Below are 25,795 nucleotides of genomic sequence, written 5' to 3'. Positions count from 1 at the left end.
TTAAATCTTAGGCTTGAACTAACTTTTGTAATTCGCCACTTTGAAACATTTCAGTCATGATGTCAGAGCCGCCAATAAATTCACCATTGATATAAAGCTGAGGAATAGTTGGCCAATTAGCAAATTCTTTAATGCCTTGACGAATTTCTGCATCTTCCAATACGTTTACTGTATGAAGCTTATCTACGCCGCAGGTGCGCAAAATATTGACTGCATTTCCGGAAAAGCCACACTGAGGAAACTGGGCATTACCCTTCATAAACAATACAACAGGATGGCTGCTAACGATTTCTTGAATTCTTGCTTGGGTATCCATAATTTTTTCCTAAATTGATGCTGTAAGGCGATCTTAAATTGCAATTAACAATGGGGTAATTTTAAGGCTATCCGGAGAAAAGGGTTAATTCCTCTTAGGGATTTTTATAGGCTTTTTCTGCCAGATGCTGCGCGACAGTGGCCAGCCAAATCCTGATGAACTTGCACGTCTATTAGCCCCACCTCTTTCATGAGATCAACCACTGCTTCGGATTGATCATAGCCATGCTCGACAGCAATTAAGCCCCCAGACTTCAGGAATTTGCCTGCCCCTGAAATGATTGCTTGGAGGCAGCTAAGACCGCTACCGTAGTCGGTTAGGGCAGATTCAGGTTCAAACCTCAAATCCCCTTGCCCGAGGTGAGAGTCCTGACTGGCGATATAAGGTGGATTGCTGACAATGACGTCAAACTGATTTTGTGGACTGATAGCCTCATACCAGCTACCTTGCGCAAACTGGATTTGGGCGCTTAGGGCAAGAGATTGGGCATTCTGCTGAGCAATCACTAAAGCCTCGGCTGATTGATCTGTTGCAATAACTGAGGCTAATGGAGCTGCGCTTGCAATAGAAAGTGCAATTGCACCGGAACCAGTACCTAAGTCCAATATCTTTGTAGGCTTGTTGAGTTTGGTGATTTCAGCAAGAGCAATATCTACTAGGAGCTCAGTTTCTGGCCGAGGAATAAGTACTCCAGGGCCAACCTGTAACTCAATATTATGAAAGCCCTTCTTGCCTAATATGTAGGCGATGGGCTCACCATTTGCTCTTCTTGAGACTAGGTTCTCCCATTCCTGAAAAGCCTGTTCATTGAGGCTCATATCGTCGCGTGATAGGAGGGCAGAGCGTGGGAGTTGGCAGTGCTTCTCTAGTAAATGGGCCAGCAATATCCGCGCTTCATTGGCTGGCAATGTGCAGTTGCTAATTAATTCGCGTAAAGACTGGCTGAAACTCATCCTACTGGTATTAACTGTCGCCAAGCGCTGCAAGCAGCTCTGCTTGATGCTCGGACGCTAGAGCATTACAGAGGTCATCGAGATCGCCATCCATCATGGCATCAATCTTATAGAGCGTTAGATTAATACGATGATCAGTAATACGACCCTGCGGAAAGTTATAAGTACGAATACGGTCACTGCGATCGCCTGAGCCAATTAACGACTTTCTGGTTTGCGCCTCAAGTTGATGCTTTTCACGTTCACGTGCATCCATGATGCGTGAGACCAGCACCTTCATCGCTTGCTCGCGGTTGCGGTGTTGGCTACGGTCATCCTGACACTCAACTACTGTGCCTGTAGGTAGGTGCGTAATTCGAACTGCAGAGTCTGTTTTATTGATGTGCTGACCACCAGCGCCTGAAGCTCTAAAAGTATCAATGCGTAGTTCAGCAGGATTAATCTTGACTGCTTCTAACTCATCTGCCTCAGGCATCACGGCCACTGTGCAGGCTGATGTATGTATACGACCCTGAGTTTCTGTTTGGGGCACACGTTGCACACGGTGACCACCTGATTCAAATTTGAGGCGAGAGTAAACGGATTGACCTACTAAGCGTAGAACGACTTCCTTATATCCACCAAGATCAGATTCGGCAGCATTCACAACTTCTACTTTCCAGCCCTGGCGCTCTGCAAAGCGCGTATACATACGAAGTAAGTCGCCTGCAAAGAGTGCACTCTCATCACCACCAGTACCCGCACGAATTTCTAAAAAGACATTACGTTCATCGTTAATATCTTTTGGTAGCAAGAGTTTTTGTAGGACGCCTTCAAGCTCTTCCATTGTGGCTTGAGCTTGCTTTTGTTCTTCATCAGCAAAGTCCTTCATCTCAGGATCTTTGCGCATCTCTTCTGCGGCTTGTGCGTCGGCCTCAGCCTGTTTGTATAAGCCAAATTGCTCCACTACCATTGCAATATCCGAATGCTCGCGTGTGAGCTTCCGATAGTTGTCCATGTCTTTGGTGGACTCTTCGGTAGTTAATAGGGAGTTGAGTTCGGCTAAGCGCGTGTCTAGGTGGTCTAGCTTAGCCCGCATGCTGGGCTTCATCTAATGGTCTTCTGGCTTGGAGTGCGAGGCGAATAATTTAGGAAGCAACTTAATCAGGGCGTCACGCTCAGCGCCGTTAGAGTGTTGTAAAGCATGCAATGAGCCATGTAAGAACTTATTGGTTAAGCCCTGTGCCATTGCATTGAGCACTTCTTGGGGGTCTTCACCGCGCATTAATCGTTTCATGGCGCGATCCAACTCTAACTGCCTTAGGTGTTCACCTTGTTGTTGGATGTCTTGAATGAGTGGAACGGTTTTCCGGCCCTGCATCCAGTGCATAAAATTACCAACACGATCTTCAATGATTGCTTCGGCTTGACTCACAGCGGCTTGACGCAAAGAAGCGCCAGTCTGAATCATCACGCCTAAATCATCGACTGTATAAAGATAAATGTCATTTAAGCGAGCAATCTCTGGCTCAAAATCACGAGGTACCGCTAAGTCAATCATCACCATGGGTTTATGGCGACGTTGTTTCAGGGCGCTCTCTACCATACCTAAGCCAATGATCGGCAGTGAGGATGCGGTGCTTGAAACGATGATGTCAAATTCATGAAGACGTGAGGGAAGCTCGGAAAGCTTGAATGATTCTGCTTCAACATCTTGAATCGATATCGAGTCTGCTAATTCTTGTCCACGCTCGATGGTGCGATTAGCAATGGCAACAGCCTTAGGTTTGCGTGCAACGAAATGGGTTGCACACAAAGTGATCATGTCACCGGCGCCGATAAACAGAACACGTTGCTCGGCAATGCTTTCAAAAATACGTTCAGCTAGTCGAACGGACGCAGCCGCCATCGAAATCGAATGGGCGCCAATTTCTGTGGAGCCACGAACTTCTTTTGCAACAGCAAAGGTTTTCTGAAAGAGTTGGTTGAGATAAGTACCGAGGACGCCTGCATCATTTGCAGTGCGCACAGCATCTTTCATTTGACCCAAGATTTGGGTTTCACCAATCACCATGGAATCTAATCCACAGGCAACTCTAAAAGCATGACGTACCGCATCCGATTGCGGTAGTGAATAGATATGCGGCTCCAAACTGCTGGGAGCAACTTGTTGAGTTTTTGCTAACCAATCAAAAGTAGCTTCATGCAAAAGACTGGCTGCATCGGCATCATTAGCGGCGCAATAAACCTCAGTGCGATTGCAGGTCGACAAAATTGTGGCTTCCGGCAGGCCGGCCTGATTCGCGCCAACCAGATGTTGGCGAAGATCGTGCAACGCTTCTTGAAGAAATTCAGGGTCAAAGGCGACCTTTTCCCGAATGGCGACCGGCGCTGTGTGATGATTGATGCCGAGTGTCAACAACTTCATAATGGTGATTATAGATTTGATGGCAGCAACAATGGGGGTGGTGATGGGGTTTTTAGCTTTTCTAGTGATCGGCGGCTTAACGGGTGTATTTGTCCTGGTCTTTTACCCAAGGGAACGTCGATCTAAGCCTCAAGCCAAAAAATTCCTCATGGCGGCCTTGATTGGCTTTTTTGCTGCCCTAGCCAGCTCCTATGTGGGGCAATTTGCAGATTTGTTTCAATCTGGACAGATCCTGGAGTGGCTCAGTGCCATAGGGGCTTCTTGTCTGGCGGGGTTTTTATACGCGAGCGCAGATAAATAAGACGAAACATGCTGCTATTGGCTTTAGCGCATCAAAATTTACCCCTATTTAATGTGTAATATATTACACATTTTTCATGGGTTTGTGGCACAATACATACTATGAATTTACGTGAAATTGGACTGCAGGTAGCAAATCGCAGAGTTGTTCTTGGTTTGACTCAAGAACGCTTAGCCAAGCTATCCAATTTGTCCAGATCAACCATTCTTCATTTAGAAAATGGCACTCTAAAGGATTTAGGGGCTGCCAAATTATTAGCTCTACTCGGGTTACTTGGGATCGACGTTTCAATGCAGGGGCGGCATAAAAAGCAATATGCACTAGAGGCAGCCGGCCAAACTGCTAGCGTGAGTTACAAAAATAAATTAACTGCCTCACAGTTAGCAAAATCATTGGTGTCAGGAAAAATTCCAGAACCCATCTTTCCCTACATAGCTTCCTTGCTTGATGAGGCCCCATTACCTCTAATTGTTTTGGCAGTTGAGGAGGCAGCGAAAGCAAGTAATATCTCCCCAAAGAGCATATGGAAAAATATTGATCGTTGGGCTCATGAAATGCACTCGCCAAGAATGGCTTGGCAGTAATGCTAAATGATTAAATCAATTCACGGACGTGATCTGCCTGATGGTGTTTGGAAAGAGTTATTTCCCCATGCACTTCGAATCATTGCCGAAATTAAAAAGTATGGAATGGCTGACCCCTTTTGGACATTCGGGGGAGGAACTGTTCTGATGTTGCGCTATCAGCATCGGCTCAGCAAGGATATTGATATTTTTGTTCCTGATCCCCAGTATCTGGGTTTTGTCACTCCAAGACTGAGTGATGTTGCTGCTGATATTTCTTCACAATATGTCGAAGACCAAAACTCCTATGTCAAGTTAATTCGTCCAGAGGGGGAAATTGATTTCGTGGCATCCCCTAATCTCACTAAGCCTGGATTTGAAATGTGGAATATTTTTGGCGACACCATTCGTGTTGAGACTGCTGTAGAAATTGTGGCAAAAAAACTTTGGCACAGAGGGGATAGGGCGGCGGCTCGAGATTTATTTGATCTGTCACTAGTAATTGAGCGAGAGCCCCAAGAATTGCGAGTCGCTAAACATTTTTTGTTGAGACATGCTGATCAATTTATTAAACAAATCCAAAGTAGGGCTCATGTACTAAAGCCCCAATTTAATGAAATTAATGTTTTGAACTATAGCCCTAGTTATGACGAAGCGGTAGAGCGAGTAACAGGTTTCTTAGGGGGCTTGAAGCATGACTGACTAAGGTCATCTCAATGAGATGATTCAGACTAAGACATCCTTATTCAGCATCCAGAAGGATTTGGTCTAGAAAATTCATTAAATCGATATCGGCGCGATCTACGGATGACGCTAGCGCAGATTGGCGTCGATATTCCTCAATCATCTCTGTTGAAGTTGCTTTGTAGTTGGTGATGGAGTGTAGGTTGTTAAATGGCATTTTTAACTATGCTTAGTCGCGAATTTTAATGTCCCAAGTTAACTGCTTAGCGAAAATAAGTCTTTATCCGTAGAGCTAGTATGGTTACCAACCCACTGAATCGGCGATTGCTGGTGTGCCATTAGCCACTCATTGGCTTTCATAAAGTGCCCGCAACTTGCTTTGGCACCAGACTCCAGAAATGGCCGATCTGTTTTGTAGACCCCAAGCCCAGAGGGGTGGGAGGATTGCAGAATCAATGAGTTCGGGGCTGCCTCAATCAGTGGTAGCTTGGATTGGGCGTGACCACCCCACAGCATCCACACCAAATGGGGCTTTTCCCGCGCTAAGGCGGCAATAAGTCGATCAATGAGAGCTTTCCAGCCTAGGTTGACATGGCTGCCAGCCTCACCCAATTTGACGCTGAGAGCGGTATTGAGCAGTAAAACACCTTGCTCAGCCCAGGCATGAAGATCACCGTTAGGAAGGGCGCCAAAACCCTCCAGCGCCAGCGCTTTGCCAATATTGCGTAAGGAGCTTGGGAATTGCCGAGAATTGGTCGGAATATCACTCGGGATGGAAAATGCCAATCCCTGAGCCAGCCCAGGAGAGTGGTATGGATCCTGCCCCAAAATGACGACCTTGATCTTGGTAAGTGGGGTTAATGTCAGCGCCTTGAAGAAATTCTGGGGATCAGGGCAAATCTTTGCTGCGTCCTTACTCAACTCGGCTCTGAGATTGGTCTGTAGTTGTTGCCACTCGGAGGATTCAAAATAATCGCCGAGTAGGGCGCGCCAGTCCTCAGGAATATCAGCAGCAGAAAACGAATACATCACTCGGCTGGAGTGAGTGTGTACTGGCTTGGCATCTGATCATCCTCAAGGACGGTCATGCACTCGTGCTCTAGGTCATCTCGGTAAAAACAAATCTGAATGACTTGTCCTGATATCAAGCTAGTTAAGACCTTATCCCATCGAGCAGCAGTAATCCGTTCGCCATTAATACTGGCGATCAAATCTCCAGCTGCCAGGCCCGCTAATTGTGCAGCTCCTCCATCCAGTACGTGCGTTACCTTTAGCCAGCCATTCGCATCGCTAGTACGCAATCCTAATTGCAATTTAATTTGCTCAAGCTTCGAGTGAGTTTTTTGCTTTACTGAAATGATCTTCGAATGAATCCACTTCTGAATGGGGATGTCTTCAACTCCAAAAATATAGCGAGACTTAAATTCAGCCCAAGTTTTGGAGAAGCCATTACCAAGCAGTTTGAGTATCAACTCATCCAAACCATCTTCAGCAATACCCTCAAGCGTAACTCCATGCGTTTCCCAAATAAGGCGCATCAAATCATCCAAGGATTGATTATTGTTAGTGAATGCACGAATCTTGAGATCTAAACCTAAGGCGAGCAATGCACCTTTCCCGTAATAGCTGACAACTGCGTTCGGAGTGTTCTCGTCCGCTTGGTAATACTTAGTCCAGGCATCAAAAGAGCTATCCGCAAGGCTTTGCTTGAGCCTGCCCGGCCCACGCAAAATGCTATTCCAATTATTGGCGACTAGCTTGAGATAGGTTTTGAGATCGATGCGTTTGCTGCGGAATAATTGCAGATCATCGTAGTAGCTCGTAAAGCCCTCAAATAGCCACAGTAAGCGAGTATGGTTTCTGCGGTCGAGTTGATAAGGCTGAAATGCTTTGGGCTGAATCCGTTTGACTAACCAAGCATGAAAATACTCATGACTACAGAGACCTAAAAACTCACGATAGGATGCTTCATCCAAAGGGGTATTTACTTGGGGGATCTGATCACGACGGCATAGTAGGGCAGTGCTATTGCGATGCTCAAGTCCGCCATATCCAGAAAGAACGGCATTGACCAAAAATAAATAATTTTGGAAAGGTGCTTTCTTGATCTTTGGTTCAAAAAGGTTAATGGTGCAGGTGCAGATGGCTTGAAGATCAGTTGCTAAACGCTCTAGATCAATTTCATGAATGCAACCCTGAATCGCCATGCAGTGGGACACGCCATTGGATTTCCAATGGGCAATTTGAAACTCTCCCATCGCAATCGGATGATCCAGTAGATCATCATAATTTTTGGCGAGATAAAAGCCGTAACCTTGACTATCTACTTTGGCTGCTTGCAGGCCTGTCTGAACAGTCCAAGAATTTGCGCAAGTATCCTTAGGTGGAATTAATGCTAATGCGCAGGGTAAAGATTCTTGACCTTTGACTGCCAAACATAAGCTGCTTGGATTAATAAACGCACGTTCAGTATCGAGATAAGCTGCGCGCACCGAAGTATCAAATGCATATACCGTTGTGAGAATTTCTACTGCACCAGCTACCTTGGGTAGGCGCCATTGATCGTTATCGATTCGCTCTAGGACGAGGGCGTCATGCGGGTTATTGACTGCAAACGCTTCAATCATTTCAATTTGCTTGCTGAAGTCTCGAATTAAATAGCTACCTGGAATCCAGGCGGGCATTTGCAGAATCTGCCCATTCGGTAATGGATTCTCAATACGCAACTTCACATGAAAGCGGTGGCCATGTAAGTCTGCCGACCAAATGGTGTATTGGATCGCTGGTAGATCAGAAGTATTTGATTCGTTCATAAGTGTGAGCCATTACTTCAAGCTGCTAAATTTCTTTTCAATGTCAGTGATTTGAACGGCGCCCGGGAAGCGACTGCCATCAGTAAAGAAAATAGTAGGGGTGCCAGTAATGCCATAGGTTTTGGCAAAGGCCATATTCTTGTCTAAAGGAGTGGCGCAGTCGCTTTTGCCGCTCGGCGCAATGCCATTGATCATCCAATCAATGTAGGCTTTTTGTGGATCAGCAGAGCACCAGATTTGTTTGGACTTTTGCGCAGAGTCAGGCGACAAAATCGGAATGAGGTAGGTGTAGATAGTGACGTTATCTAACTGTTGGAGTGATTTCTCAAGACGCTTGCAGTAACCACAATTAGGGTCAGAGAATATTGCCAGCTGTCGACTACCATTACCGCGCACCGCTTTTAAAGCATTTGATGGAGTTAGCTCGGACCATTTAATGCGATTCAGGTCCGCTTGTTTTTGTTCGGTAATATTTTTTCCTGTAGCGATCTCAATGATTTCACCTTGGATTAAATATTTGCTGCTCGCATCGGTGTAAAACACATCATTGCCCACCAACACCTCGTATATGCCTGGAATGGGTGATGGGGAAACACTTTTAATTTTGGCATTGGCGCCAATCTTCTTTTGCAATTCAGTGCGGACCTGTTGTTCCGATTGTGCATTGACTGTTCCCACTAGAAGAGTGAGAGAGCAAGCAAAAGCAATAATAGAAAATAATTTATTCAAAATCAGCATCTCCAAGGGCGCGCTCAATGAGGCGCCGTTTAATAAAGTGACTACGATTGACCAGGCCTAATCCCCAATTGCGTAATTGCTTCTCAGTACCACTACTGGCTGAGAATAACTTCTTGAGTTTGTCCGTTACCCAGAGCAGCGCACTAGTGTCGCCTTGACGCTGACGCTCATAACGACGCAACAATACTTTGTCGTTTGGCAGGCGGAAAGATTCTCGCTTACTCAAAATGTTTAATAGTGTTGCTACATCTCTTAACCCTAAGTTCAAGCCTTGCCCAGCCAAAGGATGCATGACGTGGGCTGCATCTCCAATGAGCGCAACCTTGGGGTTGTCATCTGGACCGATAAAGCGACTTGCACGAATTCTTCTGAGGGGAAACGCAGCTGGTATTGAATTGAGCGTGAGTGATCCAAGTTGCTCGACTATTGCCCCGTTGGCAATTGAGGAAAACTTTTCAGTCCAGGCTGCTTGATCTAGTTTTAAAAGTTCGGCAGCATTTTCTGGAGAGGTTGACCACACCATCGAGGCTTGTTTATTTGGTAGTGGCAGCATCGCTACGATATCGCCGCCTGGCAAAAACCACTGGTAGGCGGTTTCTAAATGTGCGTTACTACAAATCCAATTCGCTACCACAGCACTTTGTGAATAACTTTCTTCTTTTGTAGAAATACCTAGCTCAGCACGTATAGGTGAATTAGCACCATCAGCAGCAATGACGAGTTGAGCGCGCAAGGTCGATCCATTTGCGAGATGGAGAGTAGCTCCATCGAAATCCACTTGAACATTTTCTACAGCATTATTGATGCGCTCTAATTTATTTTGGAAGCGTGAGGCTTGATCTAGGGTATGTTCGATTACGTTCGATTCACCAATCCAGGCTAACTGAGGCGTCCCCGCTTCAAAGGCAGACAAATGCAGTTGATCATGTTTTTCTCCGCGATCGCCATAAATTCGCATGTCTCGAACGGGCTGCATACGACTGTGATCAACAGCATCCCAAATCTGAAGATGGGCTAATAGCTTTTGGGTGCTGGGAGAGAAAGCGTAAATGCGTTGCCCCCATTGCCCCCCTTGGGGAGCGGGAACGGCTTGCCCTAAGTCAGGTGCGATTTGAATGGTTTGCAGGCCAAGCTGCGCTAGACCTAAGGCGCAGGCCTTACCCGCTATACCTCCGCCCACTACAGCGACATCGATTGTCCGCATTTGGGGGGTATTTTTGGGCAATTTAGCCGAGTTATTTTGGAGAACTTCTGACATATCTCGATGATATCGAAACTAGCCCTTTACAATACGGCTATGTCTTTGAAATGTGGCATCGTCGGCCTGCCTAACGTCGGCAAATCTACCCTCTTTAACGCGCTTACCAAAGCTGGAATCGCGGCGGAAAACTATCCTTTCTGCACGATCGAGCCTAATGTGGGCGTGGTCGAGGTTCCTGACCCCCGTCTAGCCGCTTTGGCTGAGATCGTGAAGCCTGAGCGCATCCTGCCTGCAGCTGTCGAATTTGTCGATATTGCAGGTTTAGTGGCTGGAGCCTCTAAAGGTGAGGGTCTGGGAAATCAATTTTTAGCGAATATTCGCGAAACTGACGCCATTACCCATGTGGTGCGCTGTTTTGAGGATGCGAACGTGATTCACGTGGCGGGCAAGATCGACCCGATCTCCGATATCGCAGTGATCGACACTGAGCTAGCCTTATCTGACTTAACCACCGTTGAAAAAACTCTGCAGCGTTCTAGCAAAGCGGCTAAGTCAGGCAACGACAAAGAGGCGGCTGCTTTGGTGGCTGTACTCACTAAGGTGCAGGCCCACTTAGATCAAGCCCAGCCAGTTCGCAGCTTGAAACTGACTGACGAAGAAAATCTACTTTTGAAGCCGCTGTGCCTGATCACAGCAAAGCCGGCGATGTATATTGCCAACGTCAAAGAAGATGGCTTTGAAAATAATCCGCATTTAGATGCAGTGATTCAGCACGCAGCTAAAGAGGGCGCTCCAGTGGTTGCAGTTTGCGCAGCAATCGAGGCAGAAATCGCTGACTTAGATGATGCTGACAAGATTGAGTTCTTGGCAGATCTCGGCATGGAAGAGTCTGGATTAGACCGTGTGATTCGTGCGGGCTATAAGTTATTGGGCTTGCAGACCTACTTTACGGCTGGCGTTAAAGAAGTTCGTGCCTGGACAATTCATCAAGGTGATACTGCTCCGCAGGCTGCAGGAGTGATTCATACAGACTTTGAGCGTGGCTTTATTCGTGCCCAAACTATCGCATTTGAAGACTTCATTCAATTTAAGGGTGAGTCTGGTGCCAAAGAGGCTGGAAAAATGCGTGCCGAAGGTAAAGAGTATGTAGTTAAAGACGGTGATGTCTTGAACTTCCTCTTTAACGTCTAAAGTAGCACTCTTAAATGAAAAAACCCTTACTCGTAAGGGTTTTTTGCTTTCAGAAGACCTGAATTAACTGGCTTCAACAGCCTTTTTCAAGCACTTAGAAATTTCTTCGTAGCGTTTGATGGCGATTTTGCTGGGAACCACTTCTTTTTTGCGGCCATCTTCATTCGCTGCCATCTTGATATAGCCCATGGCGCTGAGATTCTTGAGTCGCCCATGAAGGGTCGCCTGTGAGCCAAGCTCGGAGAGCGAAATCAGGTCTCCCACCAAAATTGACTGTTTGGCATGAAAGCTCAAAATGATTTTATCTAGAAGACTTTCTTCAATGGAGTCGAGCTTTTTCCCAGGATTGATGCGGTCAAGGACATCAATCAGGTTTAAAAAACGGATGTAACAGGAGGATTTGGTGGTCGACATTTCTTTTTCGGTCAGTTTAGAGGGCGCTACAGCCTGATAAGCTATTAGCTTAAGGGTTGATATGAGTATATTCCTGAATTCATGGGCTGGTAGTATGAGGGAATATTACATAAATAACCATGCTGACAGTCATGAAAAGAATAATCTCCGAGCAGATGACTGGATTTTTGGTGAGCGCGATCACCTACTCAAGCCTTTTTTATATAAATGCTTGGCTTACAGCGCATCTTGAGTATGGTCTTGGGGTTAACTGGGTCTACCTTCCAGCTGGCTTAAGGTTATTCCTGACGCTTATCTTTGGGCTTTCTGGCGCAGTAGGAATTGCGATAGTTTCTTTTCTCATTTGCTATTTTGGCAATTTCCCGCCCGATCTCACTACTTGTATTGGGGTGGGTTTGATCTCAGGATTTTCGCCCTATCTCGCAAAACTATTTGTTGCGAGTAATATCAAAATTTCACCAGATCTCAGTGATTTGAGTTTGCCTAAATTGACTGTTTGCATTTTGATTTATGCCGCCCTAAGTGCAGGATTGCACCAATGGTGGTTTGCTGTACGCAGTCTTGATGAAACTGGAAGCTTAAATCACTTTGTTGTCATGTTCGTGGGTGATGTACTTGGAACGGTATTGCTTATTGCTTTAATCAAATACAGCCTAGATTTCTTAAAAACCTCAAGAGCAGCCTAATTAAATAATTCGCTTAGGGCCACTCCGGGATCCTTGGCCCGCATGAACGCCTCGCCCACTAAGAATGCATTGATTTGGTGATCACGCATCAATTGCACATCGGCGCGACTCATGATGCCCGATTCGGTAACCAAGGTTTTTCCTGCTGGCACCATCGATAACAAAGATAGGGTGGTTTGAAGGGTAACTTCAAAAGTCTTCAAATTACGATTGTTAATTCCGAGCAGTGGAGTTTTTAATTCAAGGGCTTGCTCTAGCTCAGGCGCGTTATGAACCTCAACCAGAACATCTAAGCCCAGCTCATGCGCACAAGCTTCTAACTCTTTCATTTGATTGAGTTCTAAACAAGCCACAATGAGCAAAATAGCATCGGCACCGATTGCTCTTGCTTCGTAGACTTGATAAGGATCGATCGTAAAGTCTTTGCGTAAAACTGGAATGCTGCACGCCGCTCTTGCAGCTTGAAGGTAAGCATTAGCCCCTTGGAAATAATCTTTGTCTGTGAGGACGGACAAGCAGGCTGCGCCATTTTTTTCATAAGATTGAGCAATATCAGCTGGCTGAAAATTTTCTCGCAAGATTCCTTTGCTTGGGCTTGCTTTTTTAATCTCGGTAATCACACCAGCTTTGCCGGCCGCAATCTTATTTTCGATAGATTGAATAAAGCCCCGAGGCTTTAAGAGCGGATCGCGATTATTTTCTTCAGCCTGATCGCGTTGATTCGCTAAAGAGATTTTTTTTGAATCAGCGGCAAGCTCAATTTTTTTGGTGGCAACAATTTTGTCGAGGATATCGCTCATGAAGATCTTAATTAGTTTTGGGTTGCTGCTACAAACTGGTCTAGCTTTTGACGGGCAGCACCAGAGGCAATGGCTGCTTGAGCCATTTGAATGCCGCTAGCAATGCTTGGCGCCACATCGGCTACATACAGAACTGCGCCAGCATTAAGGCAAACAATGTCACTCGCTGGGCCAGATTTTTTATTGAGTACGTCTAAAACAATGGCTTTAGATTCTTCGGCGTCGGCAACCTTAAAGCTATTGGTCATAGCTGTGCTTAAACCAAAGTCTTTTGGATGAATTTCATATTCACGAACTTGACCATCCTTTAGTTCGCCAACCAGAGTAGGGCCTTCAAGGGAGATTTCATCTAGACCATCGCGACCATAAACTACCAATGCATGATCCATGCCCATAGCCTGAAGTACGCGCGCCTGAATTCCAACTAAGTCTGCATGAAATACGCCCATGAGGATGCGCTTGGCATCGGCCGGGTTGGTAAGGGGGCCTAGGATATTGAAAATCGTCCGTACACCCAAATCTTTGCGAATCGGTACAACGTTCTTCATTGCAGGGTGATGGTTGGGTGCAAACATAAAGCCTGCACCTACTTCTGAAATACATTTTGTGACTTGCTCCGGTGAGAGCGACAGTTTTACGCCTAGCGACTCCAGAATGTCTGCGCTTCCAGATTTGCTGCTGACGCTGCGATTGCCATGCTTGGCAATTTTTGCGCCAGCTGCTGCTGCCACAAACATTGCAGCAGTGGAAATATTGAAAGTATGGGCGCCATCGCCACCTGTGCCCACTACATCGACCAAATTTTTTCTATCTTCCACATGTACTGGTGTCGCAAACTCACGCATCACTTGAGCGGCTGCAGCAATCTCACCAACAGTCTCTTTTTTAGTCCGCAGTGCCACCAGCAAGCCAGCAACTAAAGTTGGCGGCATCTCACCACTCATGATGAGACGCATCATTGCTGTCATCTCATCATGGAAAAGTTCACGATGTTCAATGCAACGTTGTAGTGCTTGTTGGGGCGTAATAGGCATGGGGATCGAGTTAATGCTTTTGAGTTATTTGGCTTGCAAGAAATTCTTCAACAGTGCATGACCATGCTCAGAAAGAATCGATTCTGGATGAAATTGGACACCTTCCACTGCAAGTTCCTTATGACGCACACCCATGATTTCACCATCGGAAGAAGTAGCGGTCACTTCAAGAACTGCCGGCAAAGAACTCTTCTCAATGGCGAGAGAGTGATAGCGGGTTACTTTAAATGGGTTTGGCAAATCCTTGAAAACGCCAACACCGGTATGGTGAATATCATCTGTTTTACCGTGCATGACTTTCTGGGCGCGAATAATCTTGCCGCCAAAGGCCTCACCAATTGCCTGATGTCCAAGGCAGACGCCGAGAATCGGAATCTGTCCAGCATAGCGTTGAATGGTCGCTACGGAAATTCCTGCTTCTGCTGGACTGCAAGGTCCTGGTGAAATACAAATGCGCGCAGGATTGATTTTGGCAATCTCATCAACCGAAATTTCATCATTACGGAAAACTTTTACCTCTTCACCAAGCTCTGCAAAATACTGAACGAGGTTATAGGTAAATGAATCGTAGTTATCAATCATGAGGAGCATCGAGTCCTCCTTGTACTAAATCAGCCGCCATTAATACTGCTCGGGCTTTGGCTTCGGTTTCTTTCCACTCGGCGGTGGGGTCGGAGTCTGCAACTACGCCAGCACCGGCTTGAGAGTGCAATACGCCATCACGAATCACGCCAGTGCGAATGGCGATCGCTACATCCATATCTCCGGAGAAGGAGAGGTAGCCAACGGCACCCCCATAAACTCCCCGTTTCACAATTTCCATCTCATCAATAATTTCCATCGCCCGAATTTTTGGAGCGCCCGATAAAGTGCCGGCTGGGAAGGTTGCACGTAAGACATCCATATTGCTCATATTGTCCAGTAATTCACCTTCGACTGAGCTAACAATATGCTGTACATGAGAATACTTTTCGATCGACATCGAATCAGTCACCTTGACGGTACCTGTCTTTGCGATACGACCCACATCGTTGCGTGCCAAGTCAATCAACATGACGTGTTCAGCAATTTCTTTTGGGTCGGCAAGCAACTCGGTGGCAAGGCGCTCATCTTCTTCAGGTGTAGCGCCACGTGGACGTGTGCCAGCTAGTGGACGAATCGTCACAATCTTTTGGCTCTCACGTTGCTCTTGGCGTACCAAGATCTCAGGAGATGACCCCACTACTTGCAAGTCACCAAAGTCATAGAAGTACATATAAGGTGATGGATTCAAAGACCGCAATGCGCGGTATAGAGCAAGAGGTGAATCTGTGAATGGTTTGCTGATGCGTTGACCGATCACTACCTGCATGCAATCGCCAGCCAAAATATATTCTTTGGTTTTGAGAACGGCATTTTCAAAATCAGCCGCTTTGAACTTACGTACCAATTCTGTTTTGGTGCTTGGTAATGATGCTGGCATGCTCACTGGTTTGCTTAGGCAAGCAAGTAATTCTTTTAATCGAACTTGACCCTTCTCAAAACTATCTGTAACGCTGGGGTCTGCATAGACGATTAAATAAATACGGCCTGCAACGTTATCAATTACGGCCAGCTCTTCGGTCAGCATCAATTGAATATCAGGCACACCCAATTCATCGGGTAGATTATGTTTTGCTAAACGCGATTCAATATAACGAACCGTGTCATATCCAAAGTAGCCAGCAAGTCCGCCACAGAAGCGTGGAAGGCCAGCTTGCACTGCCACCTTAAAGCGTTTGAAATAGGCATCTACAAAATCCAACGGGTTGTCATGATTGGTTTCAATCACTTTGTCATTGAAGAGGATCTCAGTCAGTGGTGCATCTGGAGTGCCAACAGTTCTTAAAACAGTTTTAGCAGGCAGACCAATAAAAGAGAAGCGACCAAAGCGCTCACCACCGAGAACAGACTCTAGTAAATAAGTATTTTTTTGTCCAAAAGCTTGTGTGAGTTTGACGTAGAGTGACAGAGGCGTCTCTAGGTCAGCCAATACTTCTTTTACTAAGGGAATGCGATTGAAACCCTGTTTTGCTAGGGCAAGAAATTCTTCGTGCTGCATTACGCTTTTCCTGACGTCGCTAGTTCTGCGCGCATCGCTTTAATCACATCGGCATAATTTTCTTTGCCAAAGATTGCGGAGCCTGCAACAAATGTATCTGCACCAGCTTTAGCTACTTCTGCAATATTGTCGACTTTAATTCCACCATCAACTTCAAGTCGAATATGGCGACCTGTTTCTTGTTGATGGCGATCTAAGCGTGCACGTACCTGTGCAATCTTATTGAGAGTGCTTGGAATGAATGACTGACCACCAAAGCCTGGGTTCACTGACATCAACAAAACCAGATCAAGCAATTCAAGCGTGTGATCGAGGTGATCAAGTGGGGTGGCTGGATTTAAAACTAAGCCAGCCTGACAACCTTGATCGCGAATCAAATGAATTGTGCGGTTCACGTGAGGACTTGCCTCTGGATGAAAGCTAATTAGGTTTGCACCAGCTTTTGCAAAGTCTGGAACGAGGCGGTCTACCGGCTCAACCATTAAATGCACATCAATCATCGCTGGCTTGCCATCTTTTATTGCATGCGGGCGTATCGCCTCGCAAACTAAAGGTCCAATAGTCAGGTTGGGAACGTAATGGTTGTCCATCACATCAAAGTGAATCCAGTCGGCGCCCGCCAAGAGAACATCTTGAACTTCTTTGCCGAGGCAGGCAAAGTCAGCCGACAAAATGGAGGGGGCGATGACAAACTGGCGATTTGAGGGTGATTTCTGGCTATCCATCCCTAGATTCTAGCTTGCAGTTGGGCTTAGGATGGAGCAGAATTCGAGCATGAATCCTCATGAAATTAGCATTACGGTCAAAACCCAGTATTTGTCCGACCAGTCTGACCCCGATAACCGCCAATTTGCGTTTGCTTATACCGTCACCATTAGAAATACAGGTACGGCTAGTATTCAGCTTATTGCCCGCCATTGGTTCATTACCGACGGGGACAATGATGTCCAGGAAGTCCGTGGCCTGGGGGTTGTAGGCCAACAACCGCTTCTACGGGCGGGTGAGCAGTTCGAGTACACCAGCTGGGCTACTTTGCCGACGCCAGCAGGAACCATGCGTGGTGAGTACTTCTGCGTAACTGAAGAGGCTCAGTTTTTCCAAGCCCCGATTCCTGAATTTGCCTTGGTAATGCCAAGAACCCTGCACTAGGTCCTCAAAGCGCTATTTTTTACCCTTACCGGTCCAAAGGACAATAAAGAGAAGGAGGGCTAAAGCGATGCCTCCCTCAACTGCAAACAAGATCATGGGGTATTCATCGAGTAAATTGGCAATCATGATTTCTATATCCAAATTAATAAGTCGCGAGAATCCTTCGCGAATCCTTGTCTGCAGTGTATTCGCTATCAGTATTGCTAGTTTATTGACCGCTTGCTCTACGCCTTCTACTCGTGGGTCTGGTTACCGGTCTAGCGGAAGCGCCCCATCTTCATATACCTCCTCGATTGCCAGCTTTCGATCAGCTTCATGGCAAGACTTGCCGGGCTGGCAGGAGGATGATTTAACGCAGGCTTGGCCAGCCTGGCTCAAAAGTTGTGATGCCCTGCGCAAACGCAATAGTGAAATTAATTGGCGCCAGGCATGTGCTCAGGCGAGTAGCATTTCGGGCCGTGATGGACGTGCAATTCGCCAATATTTTGAGGGAAATTTTCAGGTGTATGAAGTGCGTAATAGCGCTACAGGCAATGAATCCGGTCTTATTACCGGGTATTACGAGCCCGTCATGAATGGCTCCCAGACCCGCACAGCCACTTACTCTGTTCCTTTATATGGCTTGCCAGCTGCGTGGAAGACCTCCAAGCCAAACCCTGCACCTCCACGCGCAGAGTTAATGAGTTCTGGGGTACTGCGTGGTTCTGAAATTGCTTGGGTACAAGATCCTGTGGCCGCCGCTTTTATGCAAATTCAGGGCTCTGGAAAAATTCGTTTGGAAGATGGGCGCGTATTGCGACTCGGCTATGCCGGCACCAATGATCAGCCATTTAAGTCATTTGCGCAGTGGTTGCTAGACCGTAAGGAAATTACGCGGAGCGAGGCTACGATGCAAGGCATTTCTGCTTGGGCTAAGCGTAATCCAGTGCGTGTAGAGGAGATGTTGAACGCCAATCCTCGCTTTGTGTTCTTCAAAGAGCTCCCTGGGAATGTCAACGCAGATCTTGGCCCTAATGGCGCTTTGGGAGTACCTTTAACTGCCGAGCGCAGTATTGCCATTGATTTGAAAGCCATGCCCTTAGGTGCCCCAGTATTTTTGAGTACAACTAGGCCCTTAAGTAGTCAGGCATTACAGAAGTTGGTGATGGCCCAGGATACGGGCAAGGCCATTGTGGGCGGTGTGCGAGCAGATTACTATTGGGGATCAGGGGATTCTGCAGGTGAATTAGCCGGACGCATGAAACAAGATGGCAAGATGTGGTTATTGTTGCCGCGCTGAACCAATCTATTTTTGAAAGAAATCGATGACTTACAACACCATATTGACTGATATAGATGGCAAAGTTGCCGTCATTACTCTCAACCGCCCGCAAGTATTAAATGCTCTAAATGATGAGTTAATGGATGAATTGGGCGCAGCCCTCCTTGGCTTTGATGCTGATGACAATATCGGCTGCATCATCGTTACCGGCAGTGAGAAAGCATTTGCTGCTGGTGCAGATATTGCAACGATGGCGAAGTATGGATTCGCTGATGTTTATCGCGGCGACTTTATCTCTCGTAATTGGGAGGAGATTAAAAAAGTACGCAAGCCAGTCATTGCGGCAGTGTCTGGATACGCTCTTGGCGGCGGATGTGAATTGGCGATGATGTGCGACACCATCATGGCAGCTGACACTGCTAAGTTTGCACAACCAGAAGTGAAATTGGGAATTATCCCTGGCGCTGGTGGTACGCAGCGTTTACCGCGTGCTGTTTCCAAAGCAAAAGCAATGGACTTAGCTTTGACTGGCCGCATGATGGATGCTGCCGAAGCCGAGCGCTCAGGCCTTGTTGCTCGCATTTTTCCTCAAGCGGATTTGCTAAAAGAAGTTAAAGCGATTGCCAAGACGATTGCAGACATGCCATTGCTGACTGCAATGATGGTGAAGGAAGCAATTAATACCGCTTATGAAACTACGCTCTCAGAAGGAATTCATTTTGAGCGTCGTTTGTTCCATTCTTGCTTTGCGACTAATGATCAAAAAGAAGGTATGGCAGCTTTTATGGAAAAGCGTCCAGCTCAATTTACGAACTCCTAAAAAATTAGCTCTCGAAGTAGATTATTTTTCTAAGTAGCGTTGAGCTAGCTTGACCCAGTAGCTCACGCCAACAGGGATCAATGCGTCATTAAAGTCATAAGAAGGATTATGTAGATGGCATGGGCCCATGCCATGACCCACTGCACGGTGATCGCCATCACCGTTGCCTAGGAACACATAGCAACCAGGCTTCTCCAGCAGCATGAATGCAAAGTCTTCTGCACCCATTGTGGGATCGATTGAGGTATTGACGTTTTGTGCCCCAACCAATTCGCTCATGACCTCGCTTGCGAAGTCGACTTCCTTATCGTGATTTATGAGTGGAGGGTAATTACGAGTAAAACTCACTTCGGCTTGACAGTCAAAGGCACTGGAGACATTGTGAGAGATTTCTCGTAAACGTTGTTCAATTAAATCTAAAACTTCTATCGTGAATGTACGAACGGTTCCGCCGATAAAAGCGCTATCCGGAATAACGTTGCTTGTCTCGCCCGCATGAAACTGTGTGACGGATAAGACTGCTGCATCCACGGGACGTTTATTGCGCGTAATGATGCTTTGTAGAGCTTGGACAACTTGAGTTCCCGCTAGTACAGGGTCAGCGCTGTTGTGTGGCAAAGCAGCATGCCCACCTTTGCCGCGGATAGTGATTTCAAAAGAATTGCTTGAAGCCATCATCGGGCCAGAGGTCACGCCAAAATGGCCTTCAGCAAGTCCTGGCCAGTTGTGCAAACCAAAAACAGCATCGCAAGGAAATTGTTTGAACAATCCATCGTTAATCATTTCTTGCGCACCAGCACCACCTTCTTCGGCTGGCTGAAAAATAAAAATGACTGAGCCTTTGAAATCGCGATGATTGGATAAATATTGGGCGGCACCCAAAAGCATTGCAGTGTGACCATCATGGCCACAGGCATGCATCTTGCCGGGATTCTTTGAAGTGTGTTCAAAGGTATTGTGTTCTTGTAGCGGCAGCGCATCCATATCAGCACGCAAGCCAATCATCTTGCCTTGACCTAGGTCGCCATCGAGCCTTCCGACAACCCCAGTTTTTCCAAGGCCGCGATACACCGTAATTCCCCAGCTTGAAAGCGCCTCTGCTACTAGGTCGGAAGTACGATTTTCTTCAAAGCGCAATTCTGGATGCGCATGAATATTGCGTCGAATCTCTTGAATGGCTGATGCGGAGTCGATGATTTCTGGAAGTAATCGCATAGCTTCATCTTATCTGAATTTACTCAGGCAGTTTTATATGCTCCGCAGCAAATCGTAAGGCCTCTATGGAGTAGGAGGCATTCTCCGGCTTCTGAAGCTGCTTAGGAAGTGTGGGAATGACGCCTAAAAAAGGCGCAAAAATTCGGTCTTTTAAGGTTTGAATATTTTCTTCTAAAAGAGGCATTTCCTCTGAAAGCGTATTCGCTACCCAGCCGGCAATCGTCAACTGGCGCGACACAATTGCTTCACACGTGAGTAGGGCGTGATTAATACAGCCCAAACGCATGCCTACTACAAGGATGACCGGTAAATCCATTGCCTGAGAGAGATCACCCAAATCTTCCTGCTCATTTAGAGGAACTAAAAATCCACCCGCACCCTCAACAACGACCACCTCAAACTGTTGGCTCAGGGAATGTAAATCACCCAAGATGATGGAGGAGTCTAGGTAAACATCATTTTTCTTGGCAACAAGGTGTGGGGCGGCTGCCTCATCCAGAACATAGGGACAGAGACTTGGCTCCTGAGAATTCAATCCTGACGCGATCCGTAATGTTTCTAGGTCTTCATTCAGTTTCTGGCCATTGGAGTCAACATAGGTGCCGGCTACTACAGGTTTAAAACCGATTGCGCCGATACCCGCCTCTCTTAGTTTGAGAATGAGTGCACCACTAAGCAAAGTTTTTCCAACCTCGGTATCGGTGCCAGTGATAAAAAATCCAGCAGAGGTATTGATTGTCATGAATTACTTTCTACTGTTTTCTCAATGACCTTCAATGCCTGAATCAACTCACGTAAGTCATCAGTAGTGTGGTTTGCGGAAAAAGTAATGCGCAGGCGAGAGGTGCCAGCAGGAACAGTGGGTGGGCGAATTGCTGGAATCCAATAGCCCGCTTCATCCAAGAGCTTAGCTACTGCTAATGCGTTGGCATTACTTCCCAAAATGACTGGCTGAATTGGGGTGGATGAAGGAGTTTTTTCCCAGCCTGAGAAGATCATTTCCTCATTCCAAATCTGAATTAGTTCATGTAGTTTTTTACGACGAGTAATACCCTCATCACCTTCGATTAATTCAAGGCTACTGAGTAAGGCATGCGCAATCGCTGGTGGTGTAGCGGTGCTGTAAATGTAGGGGCGTCCCTTTTGGATGAGCCACTCAATAAAAGGTGAGGCAGCACAAATAAATGCACCACTAACGCCAGCCGCTTTACCAAGTGTGCCGACATAAATGATTCGTTCGGAATGTACGCCCGCTTGCTCCAAAATACCGTGACCTTGTTCGCCAAGCACGCCAAATCCATGCGCGTCATCCACCATCAACAAGGCATCATATTGTTCGGCAATGTGCAGGAGTTTTTCTACGGGCGCGATATCCCCATCCATGCTGAATACGCCATCGACCACAATCAACTTGAGGGGGCGGCTATCTTGTTTTAGCGATGCTTCCAGTGAGTCGAGATTTTGGTGATCAAACAATGTCACCTTAGCTTTAGTTTGTGCGCTAGCTAAGCGAACACCATCAATCAAAGAGGCGTGATTGAGTTGGGCTGAATAAATACTCGTTTGCCCTTGTTCAGCCAGTCTGGAAATTCCAGTAATCGCATTGATATTCGCCAGATAGCCGGTACTAAAGAATAGTGCTCTTGCATTGGGAATGTGCTTTTCCTCGCAGGCAGCCAATCTTTTTTCAAGCAAGTCATGTGCAATGCTGTGACCGCTAATTAAGTGTGATGCGCCGCTTCCAACCCCATAGAGGTTTGCACCTTCCGCAAGTGCAGCAACTAATTTGGGATGGTTTGCAAGGCCTAGGTAGTCATTGCTACAAAATGCTTTAAGTTCTCGCTTGTCAACACAGGTCTTAGTGTCACAGGGCGATTCGGTAGTGCGCAGTTTACGTCTGAGTAACTGCTCATCTAGTTCAGCAATCTGGTGCTCCGCCATATCGCGAGCTTTAAAGTTTGTACTCATGCCAACACCTGGTTGAGTGCACGTTGCACAGAAGCACCCATTTGCATCGTTTCCTCTGAAGAGAGGATGTACGGCGGCATGACATAAATCGTATTGCCAATTGGCCTAATGAGAATGCCTTCTGCCATGCTTGCTGAAAACATGTCTCTTGAAAACGTAGCTGAATTTTTTAGTGATGCAGATTGAATATCAAAGGCCAGAATCATCCCTTGCTGACGCCAATGTTCAATACGGGGATCTGATTTTGCCCAACTAAATGCGTTGGCAAGATCTTTGCTGCGTTCAAGATTTTTTTCGAGAACAGATTCAGCTTCAAAAATCTCTAGACACGCAAGCGCTGCAGCGCATGCTAATGGATTGCCTGTATAGGAATGCGAGTGCAAGAATCCTTGTCGCATTTGATCGCCGTAGAAGGCGCGATAAATTTTGTCAGTTGTCATGGAGAGCGACAGGGGAAGGTAGCCGCCACTAATGCCTTTAGACAGCGTTAGGAAGTCCGGCCAAATTCCTGCATGTTCACAAGCAAAAAACTTTCCAGACCGACCGCAGCCTACTGCAATCTCATCGGCGATGAGATGAACGCTATAGCGATCGCAGAGTGAGCGTACCAAGCGTAAATATTCCGGCGAGTACATCGCCATTTGTCCTGCGCATTGAACGAGTGGTTCAACAATAATGGCGGCAATATGGTGATGCTCTGTCTCCAACAACGCCTCTAATTCTTTTGCAGCTTGCCTAGCGACATCATCAGCACTTTCACCAGACTTTGCTTTGCGCGCGTCGGGTGAAGGGACGGTAAAAACATCTTGTAAAAGTGAGCCGTAGGCTTCGCGAAAAATCGCAACATCTGTAACTGCTAATGCACCTAAGGTTTCACCGTGATAACCATTTTCTAGGCAGACGAATTTTTTCTTTTGCGGTTGGTTGTTCAGACGCCAAAAGTGATGACTCATCTTCAAAGCAATCTCTACCGCAGAGGCGCCATCAGACGCAAAAAAAACGTGACCCAAATGGCCTTGAGTTAATGCAGACAGTTTTTCGGAAAGCTCCACTACAGGTGGGTGAGTAAATCCGGCGAGCATGACGTGCTCAATTTTTTCTAGTTGATTGCTAATGGCTTGATTGATGCGCGGATTAGAGTGGCCAAACAGATTGGTCCACCAAGAGCTAATGCAATCGAGCAGCGCATTTTCCTTGTCATCAAATAACCAAGCACCCTTACCCTTGGTAATGGCAATCAAGGGCAATGACTCGTGATGCTTCATCTGAGTGCAGGGATGCCAAACGGCATCCAGGCTGCGATCAACCAGTGAGGTTTGATTTGGATCAGAAATAAGCTTCATGTTTGGTATTTGACCACTAGTTTTTCCTAATTTAGGCCTGTATCTGTTATGTTTATGTCTTGAATTGATCTATTTTCTGGAATTCGACCATGCAGGCCACCCAAACTACTGAAAAACCCCTCACCCAAGTCAAGTCTCAAAAAGATTTGCATAGAGAGGTCGACGCTTCGGGCGCTTGGTCGGTGGCCCAGATTGAGGCTTTATTTGCCCTACCATTTAGCGAGTTGATGTTCAAGGCACAAGAAGCCCATCGCGCCAACTTCCCTGATGGCGATGTGGAATTAGCTACGCTCTTGTCAATCAAGACTGGCGGATGCCCTGAAGATTGTGGCTATTGCCCCCAGGCAGCTCGTTACGACACTGACGTGAAGGCAAATAAGTTGATGGACCTGGATGAGGTGCTTGAGGCCGCCAAGGCTGCCAAGGCGGCTGGATCTAACCGTTTTTGTATGGGCGCCGCCTGGCGGGAGCCTAAAGACCGTGATATTGAAAAAGTCACTGCCATGATTAAGGGCGTAAAGGCCCTAGGCCTTGAGACCTGCGCCACTCTAGGGATGCTGGAGGCTAATCAGGCTCAAGCCCTTCAGGAGGCCGGCTTAGACTTTTATAACCACAATTTGGATACCAGCGAGGACTTCTATCGCTCAGTCATCTCTACTCGGGGATACCAAGACCGTTTAGACACGATTTCTAATGTACGTGCGGCCGGCATGTCAGTCTGTTGCGGCGGTATTGTGGGCATGGGTGAGTCCCGTGAACAGCGCGCAGCTTTCTTGGCCCGTTTGGCCAATTTAAGTCCGTATCCAGAGTCAGTTCCAATTAACCACCTGGTTCCAGTTGCAGGCACTCCACTGGAAGATCAGAAGCCCTTGGATCCGCTGGAATTCGTGAGAACCATTGCTGTAGCTCGCATTACGATGCCGCGCGCACGAGTGCGTTTATCGGCTGGTCGGCAGGAGCTCGGCAGAGCGGTTCAGGCAATGTGCTTTCAGGCTGGCGCGAATTCTATTTTCTATGGTGAGCAACTACTCACTACCGGTAATCCCGAGGCAGAACAAGACCGAGAGCTTTTGGCTGAGTTAGGTTTGAAGACTAAGCAGAGCTGTAAAGCAGAGGTTTTGGTCTAGTTTTTATAAGCCTATGGCGCTAATTGATCGCTTCATTATTGAGTTTGATACAGCCTTGCGCTCGGTAGTTGGGGGTGCTCATGCTCACCGCCCAACCCCAGGTTCGGATGTTCAATCTACTGCTTTGCTAGATGTCAAAGAGCGAGAGCATGCTGCTGGATTAATGCGCGTAAATCATGTGGGTGAGGTTTGTGCCCAAGCCCTCTATCAATCACAAAAATTAGTGGCCCGTAATCCTGAAATTCGGCAGATGTTGGATCACTCTGGCCAAGAGGAAATGGACCATTTAGCTTGGTGCGAAACACGCCTTCAAGAACTAGGTTCGCACACGAGTTATCTCAATCCAATTTGGTATGCAGGATCCTTTGTAATCGGCTTGGCTGCTGGCTTAGCGGGCGATAAGTGGAGTCTTGGATTTGTTGCTGAAACAGAAAAACAAGTGGAGAATCACCTCGAAAGCCACCTTAAAAAATTGCCTGCAGAAGATGAGCGTTCTCGAGCCATTGTTGATCAAATGCGTGTCGATGAAATCGAACACGGACAGGCTGCAATTTCTGCTGGTGGCGCGGTCTTACCGGAGCCGATTCAGAAGCTAATGCAAGCGATGTCAAAAGTCATGACAAGTACTGCTTACAAAATCTAGTTCTAAATTAATTATTTTGTATATTTTTATTTGTAATACTGTTTATTAATACAGTATATTTATCCATTATTGGGCAAAATAGCTAAGA

29 protein-coding genes are annotated in these 25,795 nt (G+C 46.7%); 10 read left to right on the top strand and 19 right to left on the bottom strand.

What is annotated here, in order from left to right:
* Positions 1–7: 7 nt before the first annotated feature.
* From grxD to hemA, 4 genes are all read right to left on the bottom strand, one after another.
* Entirely contained in the window at positions 8–316 is a 309-nt protein-coding gene (gene grxD / locus ICN11_RS05390; RefSeq protein WP_216229502.1) for a Grx4 family monothiol glutaredoxin, read from the bottom strand.
* Between the two features lie 104 nt (positions 317–420).
* Positions 421–1,269 (bottom strand): peptide chain release factor N(5)-glutamine methyltransferase, encoded by an 849-nt coding sequence (gene prmC, locus ICN11_RS05385; protein ID WP_216229501.1) that lies wholly within the window; start codon positions 1,267–1,269, stop codon positions 421–423.
* Positions 1,270–1,279: 10 nt separating this feature from the next.
* Positions 1,280–2,359: a peptide chain release factor 1 gene (prfA, locus tag ICN11_RS05380; RefSeq protein WP_216229500.1), complete on the bottom strand. Its 1,080-nt coding sequence runs from the start codon at positions 2,357–2,359 to the stop codon at positions 1,280–1,282.
* Positions 2,360–3,676, bottom strand: coding sequence for a glutamyl-tRNA reductase (hemA, locus tag ICN11_RS05375; protein ID WP_216178804.1), 1,317 nt, complete (start codon positions 3,674–3,676; stop codon positions 2,360–2,362).
* 19 nt (positions 3,677–3,695) lie between these two features.
* On the opposite strand from hemA, the gene ICN11_RS05370 reads away from it, so the two are divergent.
* From ICN11_RS05370 to ICN11_RS05360, 3 genes are all read left to right on the top strand, one after another.
* Positions 3,696–3,977: a hypothetical protein gene (locus tag ICN11_RS05370; RefSeq protein WP_255539896.1), complete on the top strand. Its 282-nt coding sequence runs from the start codon at positions 3,696–3,698 to the stop codon at positions 3,975–3,977.
* A 101-nt stretch (positions 3,978–4,078) separates the two neighbouring features.
* Entirely contained in the window at positions 4,079–4,561 is a 483-nt protein-coding gene (locus ICN11_RS05365) for a helix-turn-helix transcriptional regulator (protein WP_216229499.1), read from the top strand.
* A 6-nt stretch (positions 4,562–4,567) separates the two neighbouring features.
* Positions 4,568–5,242, top strand: coding sequence for a nucleotidyl transferase AbiEii/AbiGii toxin family protein (locus ICN11_RS05360; RefSeq protein WP_216229498.1), 675 nt, complete (start codon positions 4,568–4,570; stop codon positions 5,240–5,242).
* A gap of 40 nt (positions 5,243–5,282) precedes the next feature.
* Here ICN11_RS05360 and ICN11_RS05355 read toward each other — a convergent pair whose 3' ends face one another.
* Genes ICN11_RS05355 through ICN11_RS05335 form a run of 5 tightly spaced genes read right to left on the bottom strand, consistent with a single transcriptional unit; the run spans position 5,283 to position 9,979 of the window.
* Entirely contained in the window at positions 5,283–5,441 is a 159-nt protein-coding gene (locus ICN11_RS05355; RefSeq protein WP_216229497.1) for a hypothetical protein, read from the bottom strand.
* A gap of 38 nt (positions 5,442–5,479) precedes the next feature.
* The gene (locus ICN11_RS05350) at positions 5,480–6,253 is read right to left on the bottom strand and encodes a uracil-DNA glycosylase (protein ID WP_216229496.1); all 774 of its coding nucleotides are present in this window, start codon (positions 6,251–6,253) and stop codon (positions 5,480–5,482) included.
* Positions 6,253–8,037, bottom strand: coding sequence for a M61 family metallopeptidase (locus ICN11_RS05345; RefSeq protein WP_216229495.1), 1,785 nt, complete (start codon positions 8,035–8,037; stop codon positions 6,253–6,255). Before ICN11_RS05345 ends, ICN11_RS05350 begins: the two co-directional genes overlap by 1 nt.
* A gap of 12 nt (positions 8,038–8,049) precedes the next feature.
* On the bottom strand, positions 8,050–8,775 hold the full coding sequence (locus ICN11_RS05340) for a DsbC family protein (RefSeq protein ID WP_216229494.1): 726 nt from the start codon (positions 8,773–8,775) through the stop codon (positions 8,050–8,052).
* Entirely contained in the window at positions 8,759–9,979 is a 1,221-nt protein-coding gene (locus ICN11_RS05335) for an FAD-dependent monooxygenase (RefSeq protein ID WP_255539895.1), read from the bottom strand. Before ICN11_RS05335 ends, ICN11_RS05340 begins: the two co-directional genes overlap by 17 nt.
* A gap of 93 nt (positions 9,980–10,072) precedes the next feature.
* Between ICN11_RS05335 and ychF the strand changes: the two genes are divergently transcribed.
* Positions 10,073–11,167, top strand: a complete 1,095-nt coding sequence (gene ychF, locus ICN11_RS05330) for a redox-regulated ATPase YchF (RefSeq protein ID WP_216229492.1) — start codon at positions 10,073–10,075, stop codon at positions 11,165–11,167.
* A gap of 63 nt (positions 11,168–11,230) precedes the next feature.
* On the opposite strand, the gene ICN11_RS05325 is transcribed toward ychF, so the two are convergent.
* Positions 11,231–11,581: a hypothetical protein gene (locus tag ICN11_RS05325; RefSeq protein WP_216229491.1), complete on the bottom strand. Its 351-nt coding sequence runs from the start codon at positions 11,579–11,581 to the stop codon at positions 11,231–11,233.
* A gap of 131 nt (positions 11,582–11,712) precedes the next feature.
* Between ICN11_RS05325 and ICN11_RS05320 the strand changes: the two genes are divergently transcribed.
* A complete protein-coding gene (locus ICN11_RS05320) occupies positions 11,713–12,267 on the top strand; it encodes a hypothetical protein (protein WP_216229490.1) in 555 nt (184 codons plus the stop codon).
* Here ICN11_RS05320 and trpC read toward each other — a convergent pair.
* The 5 genes from trpC to rpe are packed head-to-tail and all read right to left on the bottom strand — an operon-like array spanning position 12,264 to position 16,906.
* Positions 12,264–13,067 carry an indole-3-glycerol phosphate synthase TrpC gene (trpC, locus tag ICN11_RS05315; protein WP_216229489.1) on the bottom strand — a complete coding sequence of 268 codons (804 nt, stop codon included), beginning with the start codon at positions 13,065–13,067 and terminating at the stop codon, positions 12,264–12,266. The two genes, ICN11_RS05320 and trpC, sit on opposite strands and share 4 nt — an antisense overlap.
* Positions 13,068–13,078: 11 nt before the next feature.
* Entirely contained in the window at positions 13,079–14,101 is a 1,023-nt protein-coding gene (trpD, locus tag ICN11_RS05310) for an anthranilate phosphoribosyltransferase (RefSeq protein ID WP_216229488.1), read from the bottom strand.
* Between the two features lie 24 nt (positions 14,102–14,125).
* The gene (locus ICN11_RS05305) at positions 14,126–14,692 is read right to left on the bottom strand and encodes an aminodeoxychorismate/anthranilate synthase component II (protein ID WP_216229487.1); all 567 of its coding nucleotides are present in this window, start codon (positions 14,690–14,692) and stop codon (positions 14,126–14,128) included.
* A complete protein-coding gene (trpE, locus tag ICN11_RS05300) occupies positions 14,676–16,181 on the bottom strand; it encodes an anthranilate synthase component I (protein ID WP_216229486.1) in 1,506 nt (501 codons plus the stop codon). The genes ICN11_RS05305 and trpE overlap by 17 nt, the downstream gene beginning before the upstream one ends.
* Positions 16,181–16,906 (bottom strand): ribulose-phosphate 3-epimerase, encoded by a 726-nt coding sequence (gene rpe, locus ICN11_RS05295; RefSeq protein ID WP_216229485.1) that lies wholly within the window; start codon positions 16,904–16,906, stop codon positions 16,181–16,183. Before rpe ends, trpE begins: the two co-directional genes overlap by 1 nt.
* A gap of 49 nt (positions 16,907–16,955) precedes the next feature.
* Here rpe and apaG point away from each other — a divergent pair, with 49 nt between their 5' ends.
* From apaG to ICN11_RS05280, 3 genes are all read left to right on the top strand, one after another.
* Positions 16,956–17,330, top strand: coding sequence for a Co2+/Mg2+ efflux protein ApaG (gene apaG / locus ICN11_RS05290; RefSeq protein WP_215334225.1), 375 nt, complete (start codon positions 16,956–16,958; stop codon positions 17,328–17,330).
* Between the two features lie 211 nt (positions 17,331–17,541).
* Entirely contained in the window at positions 17,542–18,609 is a 1,068-nt protein-coding gene (locus ICN11_RS05285; RefSeq protein ID WP_370623603.1) for a murein transglycosylase A, read from the top strand.
* A gap of 25 nt (positions 18,610–18,634) precedes the next feature.
* On the top strand, positions 18,635–19,411 hold the full coding sequence (locus ICN11_RS05280; protein WP_216229483.1) for an enoyl-CoA hydratase: 777 nt from the start codon (positions 18,635–18,637) through the stop codon (positions 19,409–19,411).
* 21 nt (positions 19,412–19,432) lie between these two features.
* Here the strand turns inward: ICN11_RS05280 and ICN11_RS05275 are convergent, their stop codons facing one another.
* Genes ICN11_RS05275 through bioA form a run of 4 tightly spaced genes read right to left on the bottom strand, consistent with a single transcriptional unit; the run spans position 19,433 to position 23,937 of the window.
* Positions 19,433–20,626 carry a M20 aminoacylase family protein gene (locus tag ICN11_RS05275; protein WP_216229482.1) on the bottom strand — a complete coding sequence of 398 codons (1,194 nt, stop codon included), beginning with the start codon at positions 20,624–20,626 and terminating at the stop codon, positions 19,433–19,435.
* A 19-nt stretch (positions 20,627–20,645) separates the two neighbouring features.
* A complete protein-coding gene (gene bioD, locus ICN11_RS05270; protein ID WP_216863150.1) occupies positions 20,646–21,368 on the bottom strand; it encodes a dethiobiotin synthase in 723 nt (240 codons plus the stop codon).
* Positions 21,365–22,594 carry an 8-amino-7-oxononanoate synthase gene (locus tag ICN11_RS05265; RefSeq protein WP_216229481.1) on the bottom strand — a complete coding sequence of 410 codons (1,230 nt, stop codon included), beginning with the start codon at positions 22,592–22,594 and terminating at the stop codon, positions 21,365–21,367. Before ICN11_RS05265 ends, bioD begins: the two co-directional genes overlap by 4 nt.
* Entirely contained in the window at positions 22,591–23,937 is a 1,347-nt protein-coding gene (gene bioA / locus ICN11_RS05260) for an adenosylmethionine--8-amino-7-oxononanoate transaminase (RefSeq protein WP_216229480.1), read from the bottom strand. The genes ICN11_RS05265 and bioA overlap by 4 nt, the downstream gene beginning before the upstream one ends.
* A gap of 89 nt (positions 23,938–24,026) precedes the next feature.
* Between bioA and bioB the strand changes: the two genes are divergently transcribed.
* Together bioB and coq7 are read left to right on the top strand one after the other, a co-directional pair.
* Positions 24,027–25,064: a biotin synthase BioB gene (bioB, locus tag ICN11_RS05255; protein ID WP_216229479.1), complete on the top strand. Its 1,038-nt coding sequence runs from the start codon at positions 24,027–24,029 to the stop codon at positions 25,062–25,064.
* A 13-nt stretch (positions 25,065–25,077) separates the two neighbouring features.
* Complete coding sequence (coq7, locus tag ICN11_RS05250) at positions 25,078–25,707, top strand: 2-polyprenyl-3-methyl-6-methoxy-1,4-benzoquinone monooxygenase (RefSeq protein WP_216229478.1); 630 nt, start codon at positions 25,078–25,080, stop codon at positions 25,705–25,707.
* Positions 25,708–25,795 lie beyond the last annotated feature (88 nt).

Origin of the sequence: Polynucleobacter sp. 78F-HAINBA (assembly GCF_018882325.1) — a bacterium.
Classification (GTDB): Bacteria; Pseudomonadota; Gammaproteobacteria; order Burkholderiales; family Burkholderiaceae; genus Polynucleobacter.
Note: the sequence above shows the minus strand (reverse complement) of the source record. Positions and strands in the feature narration are given on the sequence as shown.